The 19250-nt window shown below is 61.4% G+C and carries 21 protein-coding genes and 5 tRNA genes; 18 read left to right on the top strand and 8 right to left on the bottom strand.

Annotated features, from left to right (window positions below):
- Positions 1–1251 carry a M24 family metallopeptidase gene (locus tag SH292x_RS21115; RefSeq protein ID WP_442483005.1) on the top strand — a complete coding sequence of 417 codons (1251 nt, stop codon included), beginning with the start codon at positions 1–3 and terminating at the stop codon, positions 1249–1251.
- A 135-nt stretch (positions 1252–1386) separates the two neighbouring features.
- Here SH292x_RS21115 and SH292x_RS21110 read toward each other — a convergent pair whose 3' ends face one another.
- The 3 genes from SH292x_RS21110 to kdsB all read right to left on the bottom strand — a co-directional run bounded on the left by SH292x_RS21110 (position 1387) and on the right by kdsB (position 4038).
- On the bottom strand, positions 1387–2025 hold the full coding sequence (locus tag SH292x_RS21110; protein WP_442483004.1) for a hypothetical protein: 639 nt from the start codon (positions 2023–2025) through the stop codon (positions 1387–1389).
- Positions 2026–2188: 163 nt separating this feature from the next.
- Positions 2189–3196, bottom strand: a complete 1008-nt coding sequence (locus SH292x_RS21105) for an SDR family oxidoreductase (protein WP_442483003.1) — start codon at positions 3194–3196, stop codon at positions 2189–2191.
- A gap of 71 nt (positions 3197–3267) precedes the next feature.
- Positions 3268–4038 carry a 3-deoxy-manno-octulosonate cytidylyltransferase gene (kdsB, locus tag SH292x_RS21100; RefSeq protein WP_442483002.1) on the bottom strand — a complete coding sequence of 257 codons (771 nt, stop codon included), beginning with the start codon at positions 4036–4038 and terminating at the stop codon, positions 3268–3270.
- Positions 4039–4400: 362 nt separating this feature from the next.
- On the opposite strand from kdsB, the gene SH292x_RS21095 reads away from it, so the two are divergent.
- Positions 4401–4553, top strand: a complete 153-nt coding sequence (locus tag SH292x_RS21095; protein ID WP_442483001.1) for a hypothetical protein — start codon at positions 4401–4403, stop codon at positions 4551–4553.
- Here the strand turns inward: SH292x_RS21095 and SH292x_RS21090 are convergent.
- Positions 4550–5083, bottom strand: coding sequence for a hypothetical protein (locus tag SH292x_RS21090; protein WP_442483000.1), 534 nt, complete (start codon positions 5081–5083; stop codon positions 4550–4552). The genes SH292x_RS21095 and SH292x_RS21090 overlap by 4 nt on opposite strands.
- A gap of 369 nt (positions 5084–5452) precedes the next feature.
- Here SH292x_RS21090 and SH292x_RS21085 point away from each other — a divergent pair, with 369 nt between their 5' ends.
- Entirely contained in the window at positions 5453–5962 is a 510-nt protein-coding gene (locus tag SH292x_RS21085) for a hypothetical protein (protein ID WP_442482999.1), read from the top strand.
- A gap of 125 nt (positions 5963–6087) precedes the next feature.
- Positions 6088–6384, top strand: a complete 297-nt coding sequence (locus SH292x_RS21080; RefSeq protein WP_442482998.1) for a hypothetical protein — start codon at positions 6088–6090, stop codon at positions 6382–6384.
- A 449-nt stretch (positions 6385–6833) separates the two neighbouring features.
- Here SH292x_RS21080 and fliG read toward each other — a convergent pair whose 3' ends face one another.
- The 4 genes from fliG to SH292x_RS21060 form a co-directional block, all read right to left on the bottom strand.
- Positions 6834–7820 carry a flagellar motor switch protein FliG gene (gene fliG / locus SH292x_RS21075; RefSeq protein ID WP_442482997.1) on the bottom strand — a complete coding sequence of 329 codons (987 nt, stop codon included), beginning with the start codon at positions 7818–7820 and terminating at the stop codon, positions 6834–6836.
- A 211-nt stretch (positions 7821–8031) separates the two neighbouring features.
- A complete protein-coding gene (locus SH292x_RS21070) occupies positions 8032–8523 on the bottom strand; it encodes a 6-pyruvoyl trahydropterin synthase family protein (RefSeq protein WP_442482996.1) in 492 nt (163 codons plus the stop codon).
- A gap of 18 nt (positions 8524–8541) precedes the next feature.
- Positions 8542–9405, bottom strand: a complete 864-nt coding sequence (locus SH292x_RS21065) for a triphosphoribosyl-dephospho-CoA synthase (protein ID WP_442482995.1) — start codon at positions 9403–9405, stop codon at positions 8542–8544.
- Positions 9402–10301, bottom strand: coding sequence for an alpha/beta fold hydrolase (locus SH292x_RS21060; RefSeq protein WP_442482994.1), 900 nt, complete (start codon positions 10299–10301; stop codon positions 9402–9404). Before SH292x_RS21060 ends, SH292x_RS21065 begins: the two co-directional genes overlap by 4 nt.
- 117 nt (positions 10302–10418) lie before the next feature.
- On the opposite strand from SH292x_RS21060, the gene SH292x_RS21055 reads away from it, so the two are divergent.
- The 14 genes from SH292x_RS21055 (at position 10419) to secE (ending at position 19222) form a co-directional block, all read left to right on the top strand.
- The gene (locus SH292x_RS21055) at positions 10419–11078 is read left to right on the top strand and encodes a metal-dependent transcriptional regulator (protein WP_442482993.1); all 660 of its coding nucleotides are present in this window, start codon (positions 10419–10421) and stop codon (positions 11076–11078) included.
- A gap of 573 nt (positions 11079–11651) precedes the next feature.
- Positions 11652–12020 (top strand): hypothetical protein, encoded by a 369-nt coding sequence (locus tag SH292x_RS21050; RefSeq protein ID WP_442482992.1) that lies wholly within the window; start codon positions 11652–11654, stop codon positions 12018–12020.
- Between the two features lie 106 nt (positions 12021–12126).
- Complete coding sequence (locus tag SH292x_RS21045) at positions 12127–12429, top strand: hypothetical protein (RefSeq protein WP_442482991.1); 303 nt, start codon at positions 12127–12129, stop codon at positions 12427–12429.
- 126 nt (positions 12430–12555) lie between these two features.
- On the top strand, positions 12556–14043 hold the full coding sequence (locus SH292x_RS21040; RefSeq protein WP_442482990.1) for an SDR family oxidoreductase: 1488 nt from the start codon (positions 12556–12558) through the stop codon (positions 14041–14043).
- A 125-nt stretch (positions 14044–14168) separates the two neighbouring features.
- Positions 14169–14504 carry a winged helix-turn-helix domain-containing protein gene (locus tag SH292x_RS21035; protein ID WP_442482989.1) on the top strand — a complete coding sequence of 112 codons (336 nt, stop codon included), beginning with the start codon at positions 14169–14171 and terminating at the stop codon, positions 14502–14504.
- An 18-nt stretch (positions 14505–14522) separates the two neighbouring features.
- On the top strand, positions 14523–15509 hold the full coding sequence (mgrA, locus tag SH292x_RS21030) for an L-glyceraldehyde 3-phosphate reductase (RefSeq protein WP_442482988.1): 987 nt from the start codon (positions 14523–14525) through the stop codon (positions 15507–15509).
- 40 nt (positions 15510–15549) lie between these two features.
- The gene (locus SH292x_RS21025) at positions 15550–16461 is read left to right on the top strand and encodes a malate dehydrogenase (protein ID WP_442482987.1); all 912 of its coding nucleotides are present in this window, start codon (positions 15550–15552) and stop codon (positions 16459–16461) included.
- Between the two features lie 140 nt (positions 16462–16601).
- A tRNA-Thr gene (locus SH292x_RS21020) sits at positions 16602–16674 on the top strand.
- 175 nt (positions 16675–16849) lie between these two features.
- Positions 16850–16932 (top strand) — tRNA-Tyr (locus tag SH292x_RS21015).
- A 108-nt stretch (positions 16933–17040) separates the two neighbouring features.
- Positions 17041–17111 (top strand) — tRNA-Gly (locus SH292x_RS21010).
- A 61-nt stretch (positions 17112–17172) separates the two neighbouring features.
- Positions 17173–17245 (top strand) — tRNA-Thr (locus SH292x_RS21005).
- Between the two features lie 79 nt (positions 17246–17324).
- Entirely contained in the window at positions 17325–18524 is a 1200-nt protein-coding gene (gene tuf, locus SH292x_RS21000) for an elongation factor Tu (RefSeq protein WP_442482986.1), read from the top strand.
- A 75-nt stretch (positions 18525–18599) separates the two neighbouring features.
- Positions 18600–18675: transfer RNA gene (locus SH292x_RS20995), tRNA-Trp, on the top strand.
- 91 nt (positions 18676–18766) lie between these two features.
- Positions 18767–19222, top strand: a complete 456-nt coding sequence (secE, locus tag SH292x_RS20990; protein ID WP_442482985.1) for a preprotein translocase subunit SecE — start codon at positions 18767–18769, stop codon at positions 19220–19222.
- Positions 19223–19250: the final 28 nt, after the last annotated feature.

Here is a 19250-nt window from a genome sequence, read left to right as displayed (position 1 = left end):
ATGTCGATCCCCACCATTCTCCCGGTTCGTCAGCAAGCTCGATTCGTCAACGCGACACTTGCCCGCCGTTTCGAGCAGATCCTGCCCACTGTAATGCGTGAGACTGGTTTCGACGCGTGGCTCGTCATCGGCCACGAGGATAATCACGACCCCGTGTTCAAAACCATCACGCCCTACGAAGTGTGGGCACCCATTCTTCAGGTCGTGCTGTTCTTCGACAACGGGACCGAGATCGAGCGAATCAACATCTCGCGAACCAACATGCGAGGACTGATGCCACCATCCACTTGGCAGCCCCTCGACGACAAAGACCAGTGGCAACTACTCCGCGAAATGCTCGATCAGCGACAGCCACGCCGCATCGGCATCAACACGTCCGAAGTGATCTGGGCGGCAGACGGACTCACCGCGACGCTTCGGGACAAGCTATTCGCGTCGATCGGCCCCGAGCTGTCGTCGCGATGCGTTTCCGCCGAGCCACTGGTCATTCGCTGGCTCGAAACGCGACTCGACGAGGAGTTCGAACTCTACGAACACGCCTGCCAAATCGCCCACGCCATGATGCGGCAGATTTTCTCGCGCGACACCATCACCCCCGGCGTCACCACGCTCGAAGACCTCGAGTGGGCGTACACACAACTCGCCCGCGACCTGGGCCTGCCGCTGTCGTTCAAGCCGTTCTACCGACTTTACCGCAACGACAACGCGCCGCAGCCCAGCGATCCCGATAAGCTCGTCATCCACGCCGGCGACATGCTGCACTGCGACGTCGGTGTCGAGTACTTACGGCTCATTACCGACCACCAAGAACTCGCCTACGTCCTCCGCCCCGGCGAAACCGCGGCACCCGAAGGCCTCCGCCGCGGCCTTGCCGAGTCGAACCGCTTGCAGGACGTCTTCACCAGCAACTGGCAGTGCGGCCTCACCGGCAACGCGATCCTCGAGTGCAGCCTTGCCCAAGCCCACGCCGAGGGGATCAGCAACCCGCGAATCTACTCGCACTCGCTTAGCCACTTCCTGCACGAGCCCGGCCCGCTAATGGGCCTCCCCTGGCAACAAACGGCGATCGCCGGCCGGGGCGACGTTGTGATGCACGAGAACACCGCCTATACCGTCGAACTCCGCACCGACGTCGAGGTGCCCGAATGGGGCGGCCAGCTCGTGCCGTTCATGCTCGAACAAGACGCTGCGATCACGCGCGCCGGCGTCCACTACATCGACGGCCGCCAAACTGAGTTTCATTTGGTGTAGGAGTCATAGTACAACCCTACTCCGTATGGTTAGGCCCATGCGTTCGCATTCTCGGAACGAGCGAAGTCCCAGGGGGCGAAACCGCTCCAATGGCTGCGCTCACTCCTCCGCTTCTCCATACGGAGTATGGAGGTACTATCTTGCGAGCCACTCCAAGCTCACACACCCCACCATCCCGAACAAGCTCAGACCAACGGCCGCGAACAGCGCTGACAACACCATCATCGCCAGCCCGACGACCATCGAAAGCGCGAGCACGCACACGTAGAACTGGAACACCAACCAGAGCATGCTGCTCCACGACATCCGCACATCAACCACGCGGACGTTCTGAAGTTCTACGTCGGCGACTCGCGCCTTGCGCGCTCTAGCGGCTCTCGGAGCGCGTGGCGACGCAATGGGTTCCGCCGTCTCGGGAGCCGCTCCCACGAAGTCGAGCTCAGGTGGCGCGCTCGCCGTAGCTCCGCGCGGCACAATCTCGGGAATCACCGCGTCGTCTTCTTCCTCTACCGCGGGAAACACCTGCGCGGGCGGCGGAACCGCGACAGAAGGAGGAGCCACCGCGGGCGGAGCGCTCGTTACGGGCGGAACGCTCGGCGGCACACTCGCCACCGGCGGCACCATCGGCTGAACGTTGGGCGCTGGCGGCGCGACCACGTCCGCCATCACCAGCACGGGCGATCCACACTTCGGACAGGGCAATGTCTGCCCCGCGTGCGTGTCAGGAGCCTTGATCGGCGCACCGCAGTGACCGCAGTGAAACTTAATCGGCATAACTACATTCAGCGAATTCAAGGCGAGCCGGGAGCGTCAGCGACCGGAGGAAAGCAGTTGAGATCCAGCGACGGGAGGGAATCTGCTTAGGGTTCGAGCCTGAAGCTCAGATTGTTCCCTGAATGCCCAACCCCTACCATTAAGTTTGACCCGCCCGCCCGTGTCAAACTTCCACCCGGCGGGGGTTGCGGTAAAGCACACGGGCCAGAAGCTCCGGCGAACCAGGCTCGCCCCCACGCTCGAAGTGCCACTCGGGATGCGTCGGCACCCACTCGGGGGCCAAAGGCCAGGGATCAAAGGGATCGCCCCCCAGCAGCTCCGCAAGCCGCGACGACTGCATCGCCACGTTCCCGGCCCGCGGCGGCATCGGCCCCGCCTCGATCCGCGGACAACCTTTGAGGAGCCGTGGATCGTACCCACCCACGCGGTTAATCACCTGGGCGATCTGGTACAAGCTAAGCCGCCGCGAAGCCCCCGCGTGCAACACTCCAGCCGAGTCTCCCGCCAGCAGTTGCTCGAACACCACGTTCAGGCAATCGGTGTAAGTCGGCGTGCGGATCTCGTCGTAGTACAACGTCGCCGGCCGGTCTTTGGCGAAACGCGATTGAATCCAATCGATCGCCCCCGCGTGACCGTTGAAGCTCACCCCCATCGGCAGCGAGATCCGCACCACGCAGGCCTCGGGGTACCAGTCGGCGATCAATTGCTCGGCACTCACCATCGTCTTGCCGTACACCGTCACGGGGTCGGGGCGATCGGTCTCGACGTGCCCCTCGTGTTCGGCGCGGTCGCCCGAGAACACGAGGTCAATCGAAGTATGCACCAATCGCACCTGCCGCTCGGCTACATGCGACAACAGGTTCACGAGCCCTTCGACGTTGGTCCGCCATGCGAGGCGAGTGTCGAGTTCGCACGCCTTGAGAGCGCAGTTGCCCGCGCAATTGAGCACCGCGTGAAACTGGTACTCGTCAAACAACCGCCCCATCGCCACCGGATCCTCGGCATCGCACGCCACGATGTGCGGCCCGTCAAGCCGCCAGTTGTCCCGCTGGCGAATGCCAATCACTTGGCCGGGGTAACGCTCGTGGAAGTAGGCCAGCGCGTTGTACCCCGCCACCCCAGCAACGCCGGTCACGAGCAGCGGCAAGCGTTGTTCGTCGAGGGGGAGCATCGGCGGGGGAATCGGAGGCAAGGGGAAGCGAAACGCCCCATTATAGCCGCCAAACCTGCGATCGGCGAACGCTAGGCCGCCCGTTGCCACCGGCTTACGAACTTCGCGTAATCCTCGGCGGTGTCGATACCGCTGGACGTGTGCTGCGTGACGCCGACCATGATGGCGTGGCCCCGCTCGATGACGCGGAGCTGTTCGAGCCGCTCGGCCTGTTCCATTCGCGACGGGGGCCAGCTTGCCAGTTGCATCAAGAAGTCCCGGCGATACGCGTAGATGCCCAGGTGCTGGTGGAACAGCGCGGGCTCGCTCGTCAGGTCAAAGTCTTCCGCCTCGCGGACGAACGGAATCTGGCTGCGGCTGAAATACATCGCTCGGCCGGCGTCGTCGAACACCACCTTCACGCACGCAGGGTTCGCAATCTGCGCCGCGTCTCGCAGCGGCGTGGCGAGCGTTGCCATCGGTGCGTGCGGATTTTGTTCCAGAAGTTCAATGACCTGATCGATGGCCGTCGCCGCCATTTCCGGCTCGTCCCCTTGCAGGTTCACCAGCACGTCGGCATCGGGAAGACCCGCGGCCACCTCGGCCACGCGATCGGTGCCACTCGCACACGACTCGCTGGTCATCACCGCGGTGCCGCCTGTGCGGCGAATCACCTCGGCGATCTCCACGCTATCGGTCGCCACGACCACGCCCACCGGCCGCCGCGCCCGGCGGGCCGCCTCGTAGGTGTGCTCGATGAGCGACCGCCCCGTGTCCGACAGCAACATCTTCCGCCGAAGCCGGGTCGATCCAAGCCGAGCGGGAACCACCACGTAACTGCGAAGCGCGCGAGTATTATTCATGCCGCGATTTTTACCGCGAACCGCCATGCCGTGGTAGCTCAATCGCCACGGTGTTCTTCGGAATGCTAGCAGCGAGTTGTGTAGGCCGGGTCAAGCTCCGCGCCGACCCGGCACTTCCCGCTAAGCCATCCTAGTCCCCTCTCCCCCATTTCGTTCGCGCGCGGCTCTCACCCATTGTTGGAACACCACCGCGAACGAACTGGGGGAGAGGGTTAGGGTGAGGGGGCAGCCTCGCGAGCAAACTCAGCCCCCACCCGCCCCAACATGAAGCCGAATTTAACTTCCCTTCAGCCCAGCCTTAGGGCCGCCGGCGATACTTGGGACATCGAATCGCAACTACTACGACTTCCTGGAACATCGCCATGACCCCCGTCGTCCTCGCCGGCATCATCACCGCCTCGGCCACCGCCGCCGTGCTGCTCGCTACGTGCGTATCCGCGGCCTTCGAAAACCCACCCAACGCGACCTCGCGTCCGCAACCACCGCTGAGCGAAGTGTTGTCGCGGGGGAATTAGGCTTCTGCGGTACCCTCCTGCTCGCCAGCCGTTTTCTGCTGCCTAAGTCGGTGGATCGCCCGCAATTGGAGAAGGGCTTCTTGGTCCTTGGGGCGGCCAAGATACTCTTTGATGCGAATAAGATCTTCCAATCCGATCACGGACAGCTTTCGCCCTTTGTACTCAAAAGATTCCGCAGACGGGACTAGCTCTTCGTAGGCTCCAATCGGATCAAGCCATCCCAACAGATCGAGTGGCACGTACCGGGTGTTGAACGTGAAGTTGCTCCCCAGCGCCAATGTCTTGGCATCCAAAACAAAGGGCAAACCGGCTGGTGCGTCCCGCAGTGTTGGCTGCAGGGCCTTCATCGCCTCTGCAAGTCGATGCAGATTCTCGGCCGTACGTCGGTAGCATAGGTCGACATCGAACGTGGTACGTGAACCGCCGAGCAACACCTCAGCCTGACCACCCACCACGATAAACTCCACTTCGTGCGCGAGGAGCAAGTCCAGTAGCTTCTCCAGTCCATCGGTTTCAGATTCTTCGTCCATGAGTTCTCAATTGCTCGGTTTGCCAGCGGGCACGGTCGCTCTGGCGAATCCGCTCTAGAGGCGTAAGTCGCAAATTGGCGCGAATCAGCGAGATATCCACCCCGTCGGCGTTTTGCTCTGGAAACGTCGGCCGAGGGCAGGGTCGAGCAAGAATTGCTTCGAGTGATTCTTCCGACGAATCGGTGGTTGTACGCGAGGGCTCCATACTATCATTGTAGAACCGGACAGTGAGCTTGCCGAGCGGATTTTCACCGCCATCTCCACGGCTTTTTAAAAGTTAGCCAGCCATTGACGCCCGCAACCGCCGCTGTGCCATCGGTTACAATAGAACTCTTCCAGTACCTCCTCCGATGCCGGGAGCCGCGGAACGTGACCCATTTATCTGCTGTTCTATGTTGCTCGCTATTGGCGATTCATGCCATCGGTTGCTCGCGTCCTGCTCCTGCTCCGGGACCGGAGTTGTTCGACACAAGCAACTTGCAGTCGCTTGAGATCCTCCGCCTGCGTCCCTATGGGGAAGAAGGAACGTTGGATATCAGCACCGAACCCGCGCCCGATCGTTTCCGCGGGTGGCGCGTCATTGATCGGGTGACCGTCGATCGCCCGAGCACGCAGAGCGAGATCTCCCAGCTTGTGGAACGCGGCCTTCGGGAAGGCGAGGAAGGCAACCTCGCCGCATCGTGTTTTGAACCGAGGCACGCCATTATCGCCCGGAGTCCGAACTCGACATGCGAGCTGGAGATCTGCTTCGCATGCAGCTGGGTATACGTCTATCAGGATGGGAAGTCTTCGCGGCGGATGATTTCCGACGCTCCAATGGAGTTGCTGGAGGAACTGCTGGGCCCGGCGGAAGTCACGCGACGTGAGCCCGTCGAGTGATCTCTGAAACGACGATCGCCACCCAATAGACTTCGAACTATGGAAGAGCCCAACCCCCCTACGAGTCGCCCCGCGCCACGGGCTCTGTGCAAGAGGTCCCCCGGCAGCATGCAGATACTCAAGTAGTGAAGCCGCTGGAGCCGTTTGGAACGGCTGCTTTTGTGATGGCGTTGTTGATACCGCTATCTGGTGTAGGCGGCATCGTGGCCCTGCTCGTCGCTGAACAGCGCATCATGCTAGCAGCGATGCTGACTGCATTGGCCGATATCCTGGTTGTCGTGCCTATCATCGTCTCGTGGAAGCGGCACCACAAAGCACCGCAGCGATGGCGAGGCTATGGATTGCTCGTGTCGGCCCTGGCTATTCTCACGGTCCAAGTAGCCTTGAACGCGATTGGATTTCTGACCCTGATTCTAAGGTGAGTTTTGTCCCTAATTGCCGATGGGAACGGCCAAATAACCCGCGTTTTCGCCACATTTTGGCGCCCAACTATTTCCACTTTTTTCCAGAAAGGGACTAGAAAGCGCGCTTCGGATGTGTTCTTATGTGCATATCCACTGAAGTCGTGGACGCATGTTCTTTGACAACTGAAAAACTAGAAGAAAACGGCAGGCAGAGTGCTTGGTGGGGGCTCGGCGTACGCGTTGGGCAAGGCGTAAGGAGCCGGGTCGGCGCGGAGCTTGACCCGGCCTACATCGAGTAAAGTTGCAGTGCGGAATCGCGCTGCGACTTTATTCCGAACGAGTGTTTGGGAGGTTTCTCGTAACTTGTGCCTGCAAAGGCGCTTACGACCAACTCCCAAAGGGCAGGAAAATAATAATGTCGCAGTCAATGCGATATTCGCGCAAGTGCGACACAACTTCGAAGGTGGCTACTGCACCAGCTGCTCTTCTTCGGCGGAGGCGACTTCGATTTCGCCGGCGTCTTCGAGGCTGCGGACGATGTCGACGATTTTCTGCTGCTCGGCTTCGACCGCAGAGACTTTCACCGCACCGAGGAACTCCATTTCCTCGCGGAGCATGTCGCCGGCACGCTGCGACAGGTTGCCCAGGATCTTGTCCTTGAGTTCCTCGCTCGCCCCCTTGAGCGCCAGCGCCCACTGCGTGGTTTCGATGTGTTTGAGCATCGACTGGATGTCTTTGTTCGAGAACTTGGCAATGTCTTCGAACACGAACATCAACCGGCGAATCTCTTCCACCAGATCGGGATCGTCCTCGGCCAGTTGCTGCAGGATAATGCGTTCGGTCGAGCGCTCGGAGACGTTCAGCATCTCGGCGACCGACTCGACGCCACCCGCGTTCTGGAAGCTCTGGCTCACGACATTCGACATCCGTCCTTCGAGACCACGCTCGACTTCGCGAATGATCTCGGGATTGGTTTGGTTCATCGTCGCCATCCGCCGCACGACCGCGAGCTGCCTCTCGGGAGGCAAACCCGCGAGGATCTCCGCCCCGTACGCAGCGGGCAGGTACGACATGATGAGTGCGATGGTCTGCGGGTGCTCGTCCATGATGTAAGTCAGGACGTTCTGGCTATCGACATGCCGAAGGAAGCCGAACGGCAACGCTTCGATGGTCTGGCGAATGTTGTCGAGCGCCTGCCCCGCGTCGGATCCAAGAGCCCGCTTCACGAGGTTCTTAGCGAGGTCGAGACTGCCACCTTCGGTGGTGGAGCTCGGATTGGCGTTGGCGAACTCGCGAATGGTCGAGTCCTGCTCCGCCGGCAAAATGCGATTGGTCCGGGCGATCTCGATCGAAACCTGCTCGACTTCCTTGGGGCTCAGCTTGCTCAACAGAGCGGCCGCGTCCTCTTCAGGAAGGCTCATCAACACGATGGCAGCTTTGCGAATATCGGACATCGCTCAGACATTGGGGGTGACAAGGAGTTGCCAGCACCCAACAACGATCGAGGGCGCGCGGCAATCGTCTTATCGACTCCGATAGTCGCAACGCATGAGAGGATTTGACGTTTGCGAAGGATGTGCTGCCGCTAGCGAGAAATGTGGGAGGGCTCTCTGAGCCCGATAGCCGTGGCTGTGGTTCCCTTTCAGGGAACGATCCGCGCGACTGCTAGCGAAGGTCATCCCAACGACAAACCCCTTCTTGCCCTTCGCATTCGTCGACCGACACTTCGAGCGACGTGGGGCGAAAACCATGCTCGGCGAGGGCAGCAAGCAGTTGCTCGCCGATGTGGTGTGCTAGCAGCTCGGCGGTGGTGTTGGAGACGGGGAGCAGCACGCAGTCGCTCGCCGGGAACACCCAGCGGCGATCTTCGAACCGTGCGGTGACTTCGTTGTCCGCGCTCGTCACGTGGATCGTTGGGTGACTGGTGGGAAGGATCACGCGGTGGTCGAGCGTGCGAGTGATGGCGATCAACGCATCACGAGCGGCGATGAAATCGACGACGTACTCGTTCTCATCGAGCGGCCCCGCGATTTCCGCCGCGACGCGGTAGTTGTGCCCGTGGAGTGGCTCGCAGATGTTGCCCGCGAACGTGATGAAGTGGGCGGCGCAGAACGTGAACTGCTCCTTGCGAAGCCGAACGTGGTAGGTGTTGGACATGGGCGACGACGCTCGCGGTCAGGAGTAGAATTTCACCGGCCAGCTTAGTCGATCGCCGGCGAGGAGCACAAACAAAGCCGCGGCCACCAAGTCCGCCGTGGTGCCCGGGTTTCGGCGATGCCCATCGGCACGGAGCCAGAAATCGAGGTCCGAAAGTGCTGCGTGGTACGACTGGGGATCTCGATTGGCGAGAGCCAGTACGCTCGCCGCCCGAGCCGCGAGGTCATGCGACACATCCGTGCCGAGCTTCCGCTCGACCAAGCTGTCGCCATAACGCGAAATGAGAAGCAGTTGAGCACGAATGATGGCGTCGTTCAGCGAGGTGCCATGCGTGACGTGATCGGCGATTTGGTTCGCGGCTTCCGTGACTTCGGCGAACTGATTGGTGAACTGGCGGGCCACTAGGTCGCGATCGGCGGCGAGTTGCATCGCCTCGACGAGCGAGTGTTCGGGTTCGGCGGAGACATCTCCCTCGTCCACTTTCCCCAGTCCGCCGGGCATTGCTTCGCGAATGGCGGCGTAGAACTTGGAGGTGTCTTCGCGAGTCGCCGAGTGGACGATTCGGGTTGCTTCTTCCGCATCTCCCTCGGCGAGCGCGAGGGGGGCAAGGAGTAGCAGCGTTCCTAAATTCGTGTTCACGCCCACGGCAGCACGCGTCGCCCGGACGGCTTCGAGCACGGTACCGCCGAGTCCGAGCTCGGCCGAGGAGTCGAACACGGGGCCGATTACCGCGGCGCTGACCAGGAAGTCGACGTAGCTCATGTCAGCAAAGTCCGCCCCGCGGTGGACGTTGCCGGGCTTCGCGGCGGTGGCTTCCCACAGGCAGGCGAGTGTCGCACAGCCACCGATGGTGGTCGGGCGTTGGTTCGGATCGCTGCTCATGACGACGCCTCGCTGGTGGTTCGCGTGAGGAACGACTCGACCAATTGCAAAGCTTCGTCGGGGGCGTCCTCGACCACCCAGTGCCCCACGTCGGCGAGTCGATAGGCCTCGGCGTCGGGCCAGATGTTCTCGAACTTCGTCAAACAGTCGGGGCGAAAACACCAGTCGCGCATGCCCCACACGAGCATCTTTGGTTTGTCGGCGAGCGAGGGGAGTCCTTGCTCGATGTCGTGCAGCGTCTGCCAAGTGGGATGGCTTTGCTTCATCGGAATGTCGGCGACGAACTCGTACGTCTGCCTGCGATGGTCCCACGTGTCAGTCGTTGCAAGGTACGCATCGGCAACCGCGGGTTCGAGCTTTGCCTTGCGAGCCAGCGTCATCCGCAGTGCCGCACAGGTAAATAGATTAAGCCCCTGCACACCCCAGCGACCGACGACCGGAATGCGACACGCGGCGATGCGCTGGGGGATGTACCACGGCGGGAATGCACCGGTGTTGAACAGCACTACTCGTGAGAACGCCTGCGGACGCTGGAGCATGGTGCCGAGGCCGATGGCTCCGCCCCAGTCTTGGGCGACGAGCGTGGCGTTGGTGAGACCGAGCGCATCGACGAGCGAGACCACGTGCTCAATGTGATCTGCCAGGCGAAACCCGCGATCGGGCTTGTCGCTGAGTCCGCAGCCCATGTGATCGACCGCGATGTGGCGATACGAGTCGCCGAGCCCCTGGATCAAGTTCCGCCAGTGGAACGACCAAGTGGGATTGCCGTGAACGTACAGCAGCGGCGGTGCTTCGCGGGGGCCAACATCGAGGTAATGCATCCGCCCCGCCGGCAGTTCGTGCCACGACGACTCGAACGGATAGAGCTCACGCCAGCGGGAGGAATTGGACGACATGGCGGAGCGAGCAATGGAATGGTGGGGCGACGGCTAGGGGAGTGGTACACTATCAATTGCCAGGGCATCGCGTACAAGGCGGCCCCCGCTTCGCCCCCCTTCGTGAGGACCGACCTCGTGCCGAGTTTGACCGTCGAAAACTACCTGAAGGCGATCTTCCAACTGGCCGACGGTTCGGGCAGCCAGACCGTCAGCACGGGCCAAATCGCCGACGCCCTGAGCGTCTCGCCCGGCACGGTGACCAGCATGCTGAAGACGCTCGCCGAAGGGAGCCTGGCGAGCTACAAGCCGTACGAAGGGGTCGAGCTAACTCCTGCAGGTCGGGCGCTCGCGCTGCGGGTGATTCGCCGGCATCGGCTGATCGAGTTGTTCCTGGTTCGTACGCTCGACCTGACGTGGGACGAAGTGCACGAAGAAGCCGAGCACATGGAGCACGCGGTGAGTGACTGGCTGGTCGACCGCATCGAGGCCCATCTCGGACATCCGAAGTTCGATCCGCACGGCGACCCGATTCCGGCGGCCGATGGCGAGATGGCCGAAGGCGAAACGCTGCCGCTTGCGGACCTGCCAGCGGGACAGCAGTTTCGCGTGGTGCGAGTGCTCGACCAATCGCCGGAGTTCCTGCGAACGCTCAGCGACTCGGGCATTGGTATTGGCGTAGCGGGCTCGGTGGCGATTGCTCACGCCGACGGAGGGCAGACGCTGCAACTCGGGGACGTCGAGCAGCGGATTGATGGGCGCATCGCCGCGAGCGTATGCGTGGACGTGCTGGATTAGCAAGCGTGCACGAAAAAACCCCGTGCGGCCGGGTTCGATGAACCGAGGCCACACGGGGCGTATAACAAACTTACCGGCCTATTGCGACTGGGTGGAGTCACTCGAAGATAGACGCGAGTCGGACGGTGCTGCGCACAGCCATATATCAACTCGGGCCAATCGTATTTTTAGGTCCTCCCGACGGAATCTTGACCGGAAAGTTTGAATGGTAACTCGGCTGCTCGGGCGAGAGCCGAAATGCAAAGCACGCTTAGGTTATCGGGCCACGTGGGTTACGAACTTCAGTGGCAGTTAGGTCACTGTAGCGCGGTGGCCGCGATGGTCAACCTTCGCCAGGAACTCTCGTTCGCTTTTTGGCGAAAGGTCTCGAAGCCTACTGGAAAATCATAGTTCGGGAAAGGACGGTCGCCAGCGTTTTGTTGGAGTTTTCACACACCCCTGCGAAATGCAAACGTCGTGCCGCTAGCACGCGAGGCGGGTGATCTTGCGGGCAGTTCGCGAATGCCGTAATTGTTGCCGCGCGATTCTATCGCCTTGCTTTTCTCGATCTCTCCTCGCTCCGCGGAAGTTCCTATGGACGACTCCACCGAAGTCTCTCGTCGAACCGTGCTGGCGAACTGTGGTCGTTTGGCCGCTGGTTTGTTTACGGTGCCCATATGGCTGCTGTTCGCTCAGCGTGCAGACGCCGCGATTCCTCGTGGACCCGTGCTGAGGGAACGCCTGATCGTCGGCTTGCGGGTGAAAACCGAGCGAGACATCGAGTTCATCGACCACGTGGTCGATTTGGTGGTCAGGCGTAAGCTACCCCTGAAGCTGGTCGACCAAACCTACTTCTGGGCGCGGACCAAGGCGGCGGCCCACCGCTCGCTCGGCAACAACCCCATGGTCTACTTCCGGCCGGGACTGGCAGCTCGGGCGGCGAAAATCGGCATCAAAGTGTGAAGCTGGCTCCGCGGTGGGTGGGCGGTAGGCATCGAACTCCATTGCGGCTAAAATCGGGCTTTTCCGGGTCCCCGTTGTCCCCGTTTGTCGATCGAAAAGAGTCCTCATGGCGCGCAAAGTCATAAACCGCAAAGAGAAACGTGCCGAGATGGAGGCCGCGGAGGCCATCGAAGCTACCGAGAAGAAGGTAGTCAAGAAGACTCCAGCGAAGCGTAAGAGCCGTGCCAAGGCTGCCAAGGAAGTTCGCCTGAAGGCGTTCTGGGGCGTGTTCAACCAGTCGCTCCGCCGCGTCGCGCTGTACGATTACAGCGAGAAGAAAGAGGCGGAAAAGAAGGCCGAAGAACTCAGCGCCTCGGGCAAGTCGCCGCACTTCGTGCAGCCGGTGAAGGAAGCGATCGAAGAAGCTTAAAGAAATCTCAAGCCTCGCGTCGCGAGTGCGGCTCCCCGGTGGTCACCCAATAGGTGGCATCCTAGCGTACTAACGGTCCCCGGAGATCAGTTCCCGGGACGCCGACATGCTTTGGAGGCCCGGACGTTGACTCCTGCCGATTCGCGACGACTAGTGCTGCTGACCGGTGCCTCGGGCTACGTCGGTGGGCGGCTTCTCAAGTTGCTCGAGAACCGAGGCTTCACGGTGCGCTGTCTCGCGCGAAACGCCGAGGCGCTCGCCAAACGTTGCGGTCCGGGCACCGAAGTCGTCGCAGGGGACGTGCTGGTTCGCGAGTCGCTCGACGCACCGCTCGCGGGTGTCGACACGGCTTACTACCTGATCCACTCGATGGGTGCCACGCGCGACTTCGAGAAGGAAGATCGCGACGCCGCGGCCAATTTCGCCAGTGCAGCACGAGCGGCCGGCGTGCGCCGCATCATCTACCTCGGTGGCCTCGGCGAGGACACCAAGGATCTCTCCAAGCACCTTCGCAGCCGCCAAGAGGTGGGCCGCGTGCTCCGCGAGTCGGGTGCCGAGGTCATCGAACTACGAGCTTCGATCGTCATTGGCTCCGGCAGTTTGTCGTACGAGCTGGTTCGCAACCTGGTCGAGCGTTTGCCCGTAATGATCTGCCCTTCCTGGGTCTCTGTGGCCGCACAGCCGATTGCGATTGAGGACCTGCTTGACTACTTGCTTGAGGCAATGGACGTCTGCACCGACGGCTCGCGAGTTTTCGAGATCGGCGGCCCCGAGCAAGTCTCCTACGGCGACCTGATGCGCGAGTACGCGCGGCAACGCGGGCTACGGCGATGGATGATTCCGGTACCGGTGCTGACTCCGTACCTATCAAGTCTGTGGCTCGGCTTGGTGACGCCGATCTACGCACGAATTGGGCGGAAGCTGGTTGCGAGCATGCGAAATCCCACGGTCGTGAACGACACATCGGCCTCCCAATCGTTCAGTGTTCGCCCTCGTGGTCTCCGTGATGCGATCGCCCGCGCGCTGGCCAACGAAGACCAAGAGTACGCTCAAACACGCTGGAGCGACGCATTGAGTTCCAGCGGTCCGATCCGCGATCTGGACGGGATGAACTGCGGTTCGCGGATCGTCGATTCGCGGACTTTGCAGGTCGCCGTTTCACCGGCCGAGGCGTTTGCGCCCATCCAGCAAATTGGCGGCACTCGGGGTTGGTACTACGGCAGTTGGTTGTGGCAACTCCGGGGTTTTCTGGACCTGCTGGTGGGCGGCATCGGTGTGCGGCGAGGCCGCCGGCACCCGGTGGATATTCGCGTGGGCGATACGCTGGACTTCTGGCGGGTGGAGCGGTTCGAGCCCCATCGAATGCTTCGGCTCCGGGCCGAAATGAAGGTGCCGGGGCGAGCCTGGCTGGAGTTGGATGTCGATCAAGGAGAACAGCCAGGAACCAGCGTGATTCGCCAAACGGCGATCTTCGATCCGCTGGGTCTCGCGGGGCTGGCGTACTGGTACGGGCTCTATCCGCTGCATCAACTTGTGTTTGCGGGAATGCTGCGTAATATCGCCCGCGCGGCAGAAGCGGAGGCGGCCAGCGGACCCACGCCCGGGCGCCGCTAAATCGGACCGGCCCGCTTGCAATCTGAGGACTCACTCGTGAGGATACACGTCGTCGCCCCTGGGCGGCGACGCGGAACACTCCGCCCTGCCCTCGCCCGCCGATCCCGCTTGAGAGGAACCTTGCCGTGGCTAAATCAAAAGCAGACACGTCGAAAGCCCCATCCAAGACAGCCGAGTCGAAGAAGTCGGAAGCCGCACCCAAGCCCGCTCCCAAGGCCGCGGCGGCTAAGAAAACCGTCGCCAAGCCTGCCGCGCCGCTGCTCACCGACGACGAAATCGGCCCCACCGCCGGCCTCGTGTGGCAGACGCTCAACGACCAGGGTGCCCAAACCGTGGCGGCGCTCAAGAAGTCGGTCGATGCGCCGGGCGACCTGGTGATGGCCGCTGTGGGATGGCTCGCTCGCGAGGGAAAGCTCGAGTTCGAGACGTCCGGCCGCACCGTGAAAATCTCGCTCCGCTAACCTCCGATACCAGAGCCGATGTACCAAGCTGCCGCCGATCGTTACGACTCGATGCCGTACAACCGATGTGGCAAAAGCGGCCTGTGTTTGCCGGCTGTTTCGCTCGGATTATGGCACAATTTCGGCGGCGTCGATGCGTTCGAGAATGGTCGGGCGATTGTCCACCGGGCGCTCGATTTGGGCGTCACCCACTTCGATCTCGCGAACAATTACGGCCCGCCACCTGGTTCGGCCGAGGAAAATTTCGGCCGGATGCTGGCGACCGATCTCGCGCCGTACCGCGACGAGTTGGTGATCAGCACCAAGGCGGGCTACTTGATGTGGCCTGGTCCTTACGGCGAGTGGGGTTCGCGAAAGTACTTGCTGTCGAGTCTCGACCAAAGCCTCAAGCGAATGGGGCTCGAGTACGTCGATATCTTCTACTCGCACCGCCGCGATCCCGACACGCCGCTGGAAGAGACGCTCGGAGCCGTGGCGACGGCGGTCAAGCAAGGCAAGGCACTCTATGCCGGCATCTCGAACTACAACGCCGAGGACACCCGTACGGCGTGCCGACTGCTTCGCGAAATGGGCTGCCCGCTGCTGATTCACCAACCGAAGTACTCGATGTTCGTCCGCGAGCCCGAGCAAGGGCTGCTGGACGTGCTGGGCGAGGAAGGCGTGGGGTGCATCCCGTTCTCGCCGCTTGCGCAGGGCATGCTGACCGATCGGTACTTGAAGGGAATTCCCGAAGATAGCCGAGCCGCCAAGTCGCATGGCTTCCTCCAGCAAAGTGAGCTGACCGCCGAGCGGATGCAGCAGATTCGCTCGCTCAACGACCTCGCCGCCAAGCGAGGTCAGTCGCTCGCCCAAATGGCCCTGGCTTGGGTACTCCGCGATCCGCGAATCACCACCGTGTTGATCGGCGCCAGTAGTGTCCAGCAGCTCGAGCAGAACATCGCTTGCCTCGAAAATCGACATTTGTCGGGCGAAGAGCAGGCGGCCATCGAGCGGATTCTGGCGTAACTTCCCCGGCACTTCAGGCGCGAGCGAAAGAGTCTTAGCGATGAAAGTGGCGATTGTGGGGGTTGGGCACGTCGGAGCCACGCTGGCCTACTCGTTGCTCGAAGTCGAAACCATCGACCACCTGCACCTGGTGGGGCGGAACCAAGGACGGCTCGAAGGCGAGACGCTCGATCTGCGTCACGCCGCGTCGTTCTTCGCCGCGCCGCAGACCATCAGCTACAGCACGGTCGCCGATTGCCGGGATGCCCAGATCATTGTGCTGACGCTCTCGCAGCCCCCGACGAGCACCGACCGCAACGCCCTGGCGGTCGATAATGGTCGGCTTTTCGCCGAGGTAGTGCCCCAGCTCGCCCGTCAGTCGCCGGACGCGGTGTTCGTCGTGGCGACGAACCCCGTCGAGGCCCTAACGCAGTGGACCATCGAGCTCTCGGGCTTCGATCCCGGGCGGGTTCTGGGGGCGGGGACCATCATCGATAGCTGCCGATTCCGGGCCGCGTTGTCGGAGTTTTTGCACGTCCATCCCGAAGATTTGCGGGCTTACGTGCTGGGGGAGCATGGCGATTCGCAGTTCCTGTGGCTCAGCGGGGCGGCGGTCGGCGGAGTCCGCCTAGAGGCCCGAGACATTCCGGACCACGTGATCGAATCGACCCGATCGAGCGGCACGGCCATTTTTCGCCTCAAAGGTCACACGTCCTACGCGATCAGTCAGGCGCTACAATTGATCATCGGCAGCATTGCCGGCGACCGAATGCGTACTATGCCGGTGTCGACTCAGGTCGACCTGGGCCCGGAATTCCCTCCGCTATGCCTGGCGATCCCCTGCGTGGTGGGTCGCGGCGGCGTCGAGCGGCAGCTTCGGCCCCGGTTCACGACCGAGGAGCAGGAGAAGTGGCTGGCGAGCGGGCGAAGCGTGGCGGCCACGCTCGGCCGGATTCATGCGGAGTTAGGGTAAACACCCGTAAGATTGGGGGAATAGCTAAAGTTGTTGTGTTGCGGTTCGTGCGAAGTTCGTGGGGGCGGGAGCGAACCACCCTTGCGGCAGTTGGTGTCCCCTGTATATTAGGCGATTCGCACGATATCGCGTAGATTCGCGCTAGCGTAGCTCAATTGGCAGAGCAGCGGTTTTGTAAACCGCAGGTTGTGGGTTCAAGTCCCTCCGCTAGCTCTCTCCTTGTGGCCGACGCGAGAGCGAATTGATGCGAGATTTTGCGGCCGCGGCAGGCAAATCTCTCCGCGTTGAGTGAACCTTCGGGGGCACTCACAGGCTTCGCTGGTCGGTGGTGGTCCCCGAGCCGGACGGCGCGAGAGGGGGATTTGTCAGGGCCGCGAAACCCCGAAAGGGGAGGTTACCGAAGCGGTCAAACGGGTCAGACTGTAAATCTGATGGCTTATGCCTTCGCAGGTTCGAATCCTGCACCTCCCACTTAGGAAAATGACCAATGTCGAATGACCAATGACCAATCCGGGAAGGTGCTGAGGTTGCCGCGAGGCGTTGGTCATTGAGACTTGGGCATTGAGATTTCCCGTGATTGCGGGTGTAGCTCAATGGTAGAGCAATAGCCTTCCAAGCTGAAGACGAGGGTTCGATTCCCTTCACCCGCTTGGCGAGGTCTGCTGGCGTGAAGCTGGCGGCTTCGAGAGAGACGAGTTTTAGAGATGATTCGCTGCTGTAGCTCAGTTGGTAGAGCACGTCCTTGGTAAGGACGAGGTCACGCGTTCGAGTCGCGTCAGCAGCTTTCACAGTGGTGACTTTCCGGTTACCTTTTAATTTTTCCAGCTTCTGTATTTCAACAAGTATTTGAGTTAGGGACGAAAATGGCCAAGGCTCTTTTTACCAGCAAGAAGCCGCACGTGAACGTCGGCACCATCGGTCACATCGACCACGGCAAAACCACCACCACTGGCGCCATTGTGGCTGTGCAGGCTGCAAAGGGCCTCGCCCAGGCTAAGTCCTATGCTGATATCGCCAAGGGCGGTACGGTTCGCGACGCGACCAAGACCGTGACCATTGCCGCGGCTCACGTCGAGTACGAGACCGCCAATCGTCATTACGCCCACATCGACTGCCCGGGCCATGCTGACTTTATCAAGAACATGATCACCGGTGCCGCCCAGATGGACGGCGCGATCCTGGTCGTTTCGGCTCCGGACGGACCGATGCCCCAGACCCGCGAGCACATCCTGCTGGCCCGCCAAGTCGGTGTGCCCAAGGTGGTGGTCTACCTCAATAAGTGCGACCTGGTCGACGACGAAGAGCTGCTGGAGCTCGTCGAAATCGAAGTTCGCGAACTGCTGGACAAGAACGGCTTCCCCGGCGACGAAGTCCCCGTGATTCGTGGTAACTCGAAGGCCGCTTACGACAATCCTTCGGACCCTGAAGCTTCGAAGTGCATCAGCGAGCTGATGGACGCCATCGACAGCTACATCGACGAGCCCACCCGCGAAGTCGACAAGCCGTTCCTGATGGCCATCGAAGACGTGTTCTCGATCGAAGGTCGTGGTACTGTTGCTACCGGCCGTGTCGAGAAGGGTCGCGTGAAGGTTGGTGACGAAGTCGAGATCATTGGTCTCACTGCCGCCCCCACCAAGACCACCTGCACCGGCGTCGAGGCGTTCAACAAGACGATGGAATCGGCTGAAGCCGGTCACAACGTCGGTTGCCTGCTGCGTGGTGTGAAGCGTGAAGACATTCAGCGTGGTCAGGTTCTGGCCAAGCCGGGTTCGGTTACCCCGCACACCAAGTTCGAAGGCGAAGTGTACGTCTTGAGCAAGGAAGAAGGCGGACGCCACACCCCGTTCTTCAGCGGCTACCGTCCTCAGTTCTACTTCCGCACGACGGACGTCACTGGTTCGGCCAACCTGATGGGCGATGCCGAAATGTGCATGCCTGGCGACAACACTCGCATTAGCGTCGAGCTGTCGAAGCCAATCGCCATGGAAGACGGTGTCCGCTTCGCTATCCGCGAAGGTGGCAAGACCGTCGGTTCGGGCGTTGTAACGAAGATTCTTGAGTAATTGATGTCCAAAAGCTGAATGACCAATGACCGATTCTGGTCATTGGTCATTCGTGCTTGGGCATTCGAGATATGTAGGGGCGTAGCTCAATTGGCAGAGCGCTGGTCTCCAAAACCAGAGGTTGTGAGTTCGATTCCCACCGCCCCTGCCATTTTTATGTGCGAAGCCGAGGAGCCAGGGTATCCTCGTCCAGGTGTTGGACGGGGCCCGCAGGAAGTTCTACCGTGTGGCGGGAGTCGTCAGTGGGTGCGTTCCTTTCGGAGCTGCTAAAGTTCGACATCTACAAGCGTAGCCAAGGACGCATTGTCCGTCAGGTTACGTTTGCAGCCCTCGCAATCATTATCGCGCTGGGTTGCTGGTCGCTGTCGTTCGCGATGCAGGAAGTTGAGAATCCAGCCGTCCGCTACTCGGTGCCTCTGGCAATCCTGGCGGTCGGTCTATGGGCATCTTTCCGCCTGGTGCAGATGCCCCAGTTCGCGGACTTCTTGATTTCGGTCGAAGCCGAGATGAACAAGGTAGCCTGGCCCAAGCGGCGCGAGCTGATCAATGCCTCGATCGTCGTGATCCTGGTGATCTTCTTGCTTGCCGGCTTGCTCTTTGGTTTTGACATGTTGCTGTTGACGTTGAAGGGCTGGCTGGAATCGCTGGTTCGAGCGGGAGCCACGGAAGCGGAAGTCCTCACCGAGCAAGCTCGGTAATCGCGGGTACGAAGTAGCCTTGGAGTAA

Origin of the sequence: Aeoliella fuhlenseeensis (genome assembly GCF_052161615.1) — a bacterium.
Lineage (GTDB): Bacteria > Planctomycetota > Planctomycetia > Pirellulales > Lacipirellulaceae > Aeoliella.
Note: the sequence above shows the minus strand (reverse complement) of the source record. Positions and strands in the feature narration are given on the sequence as shown.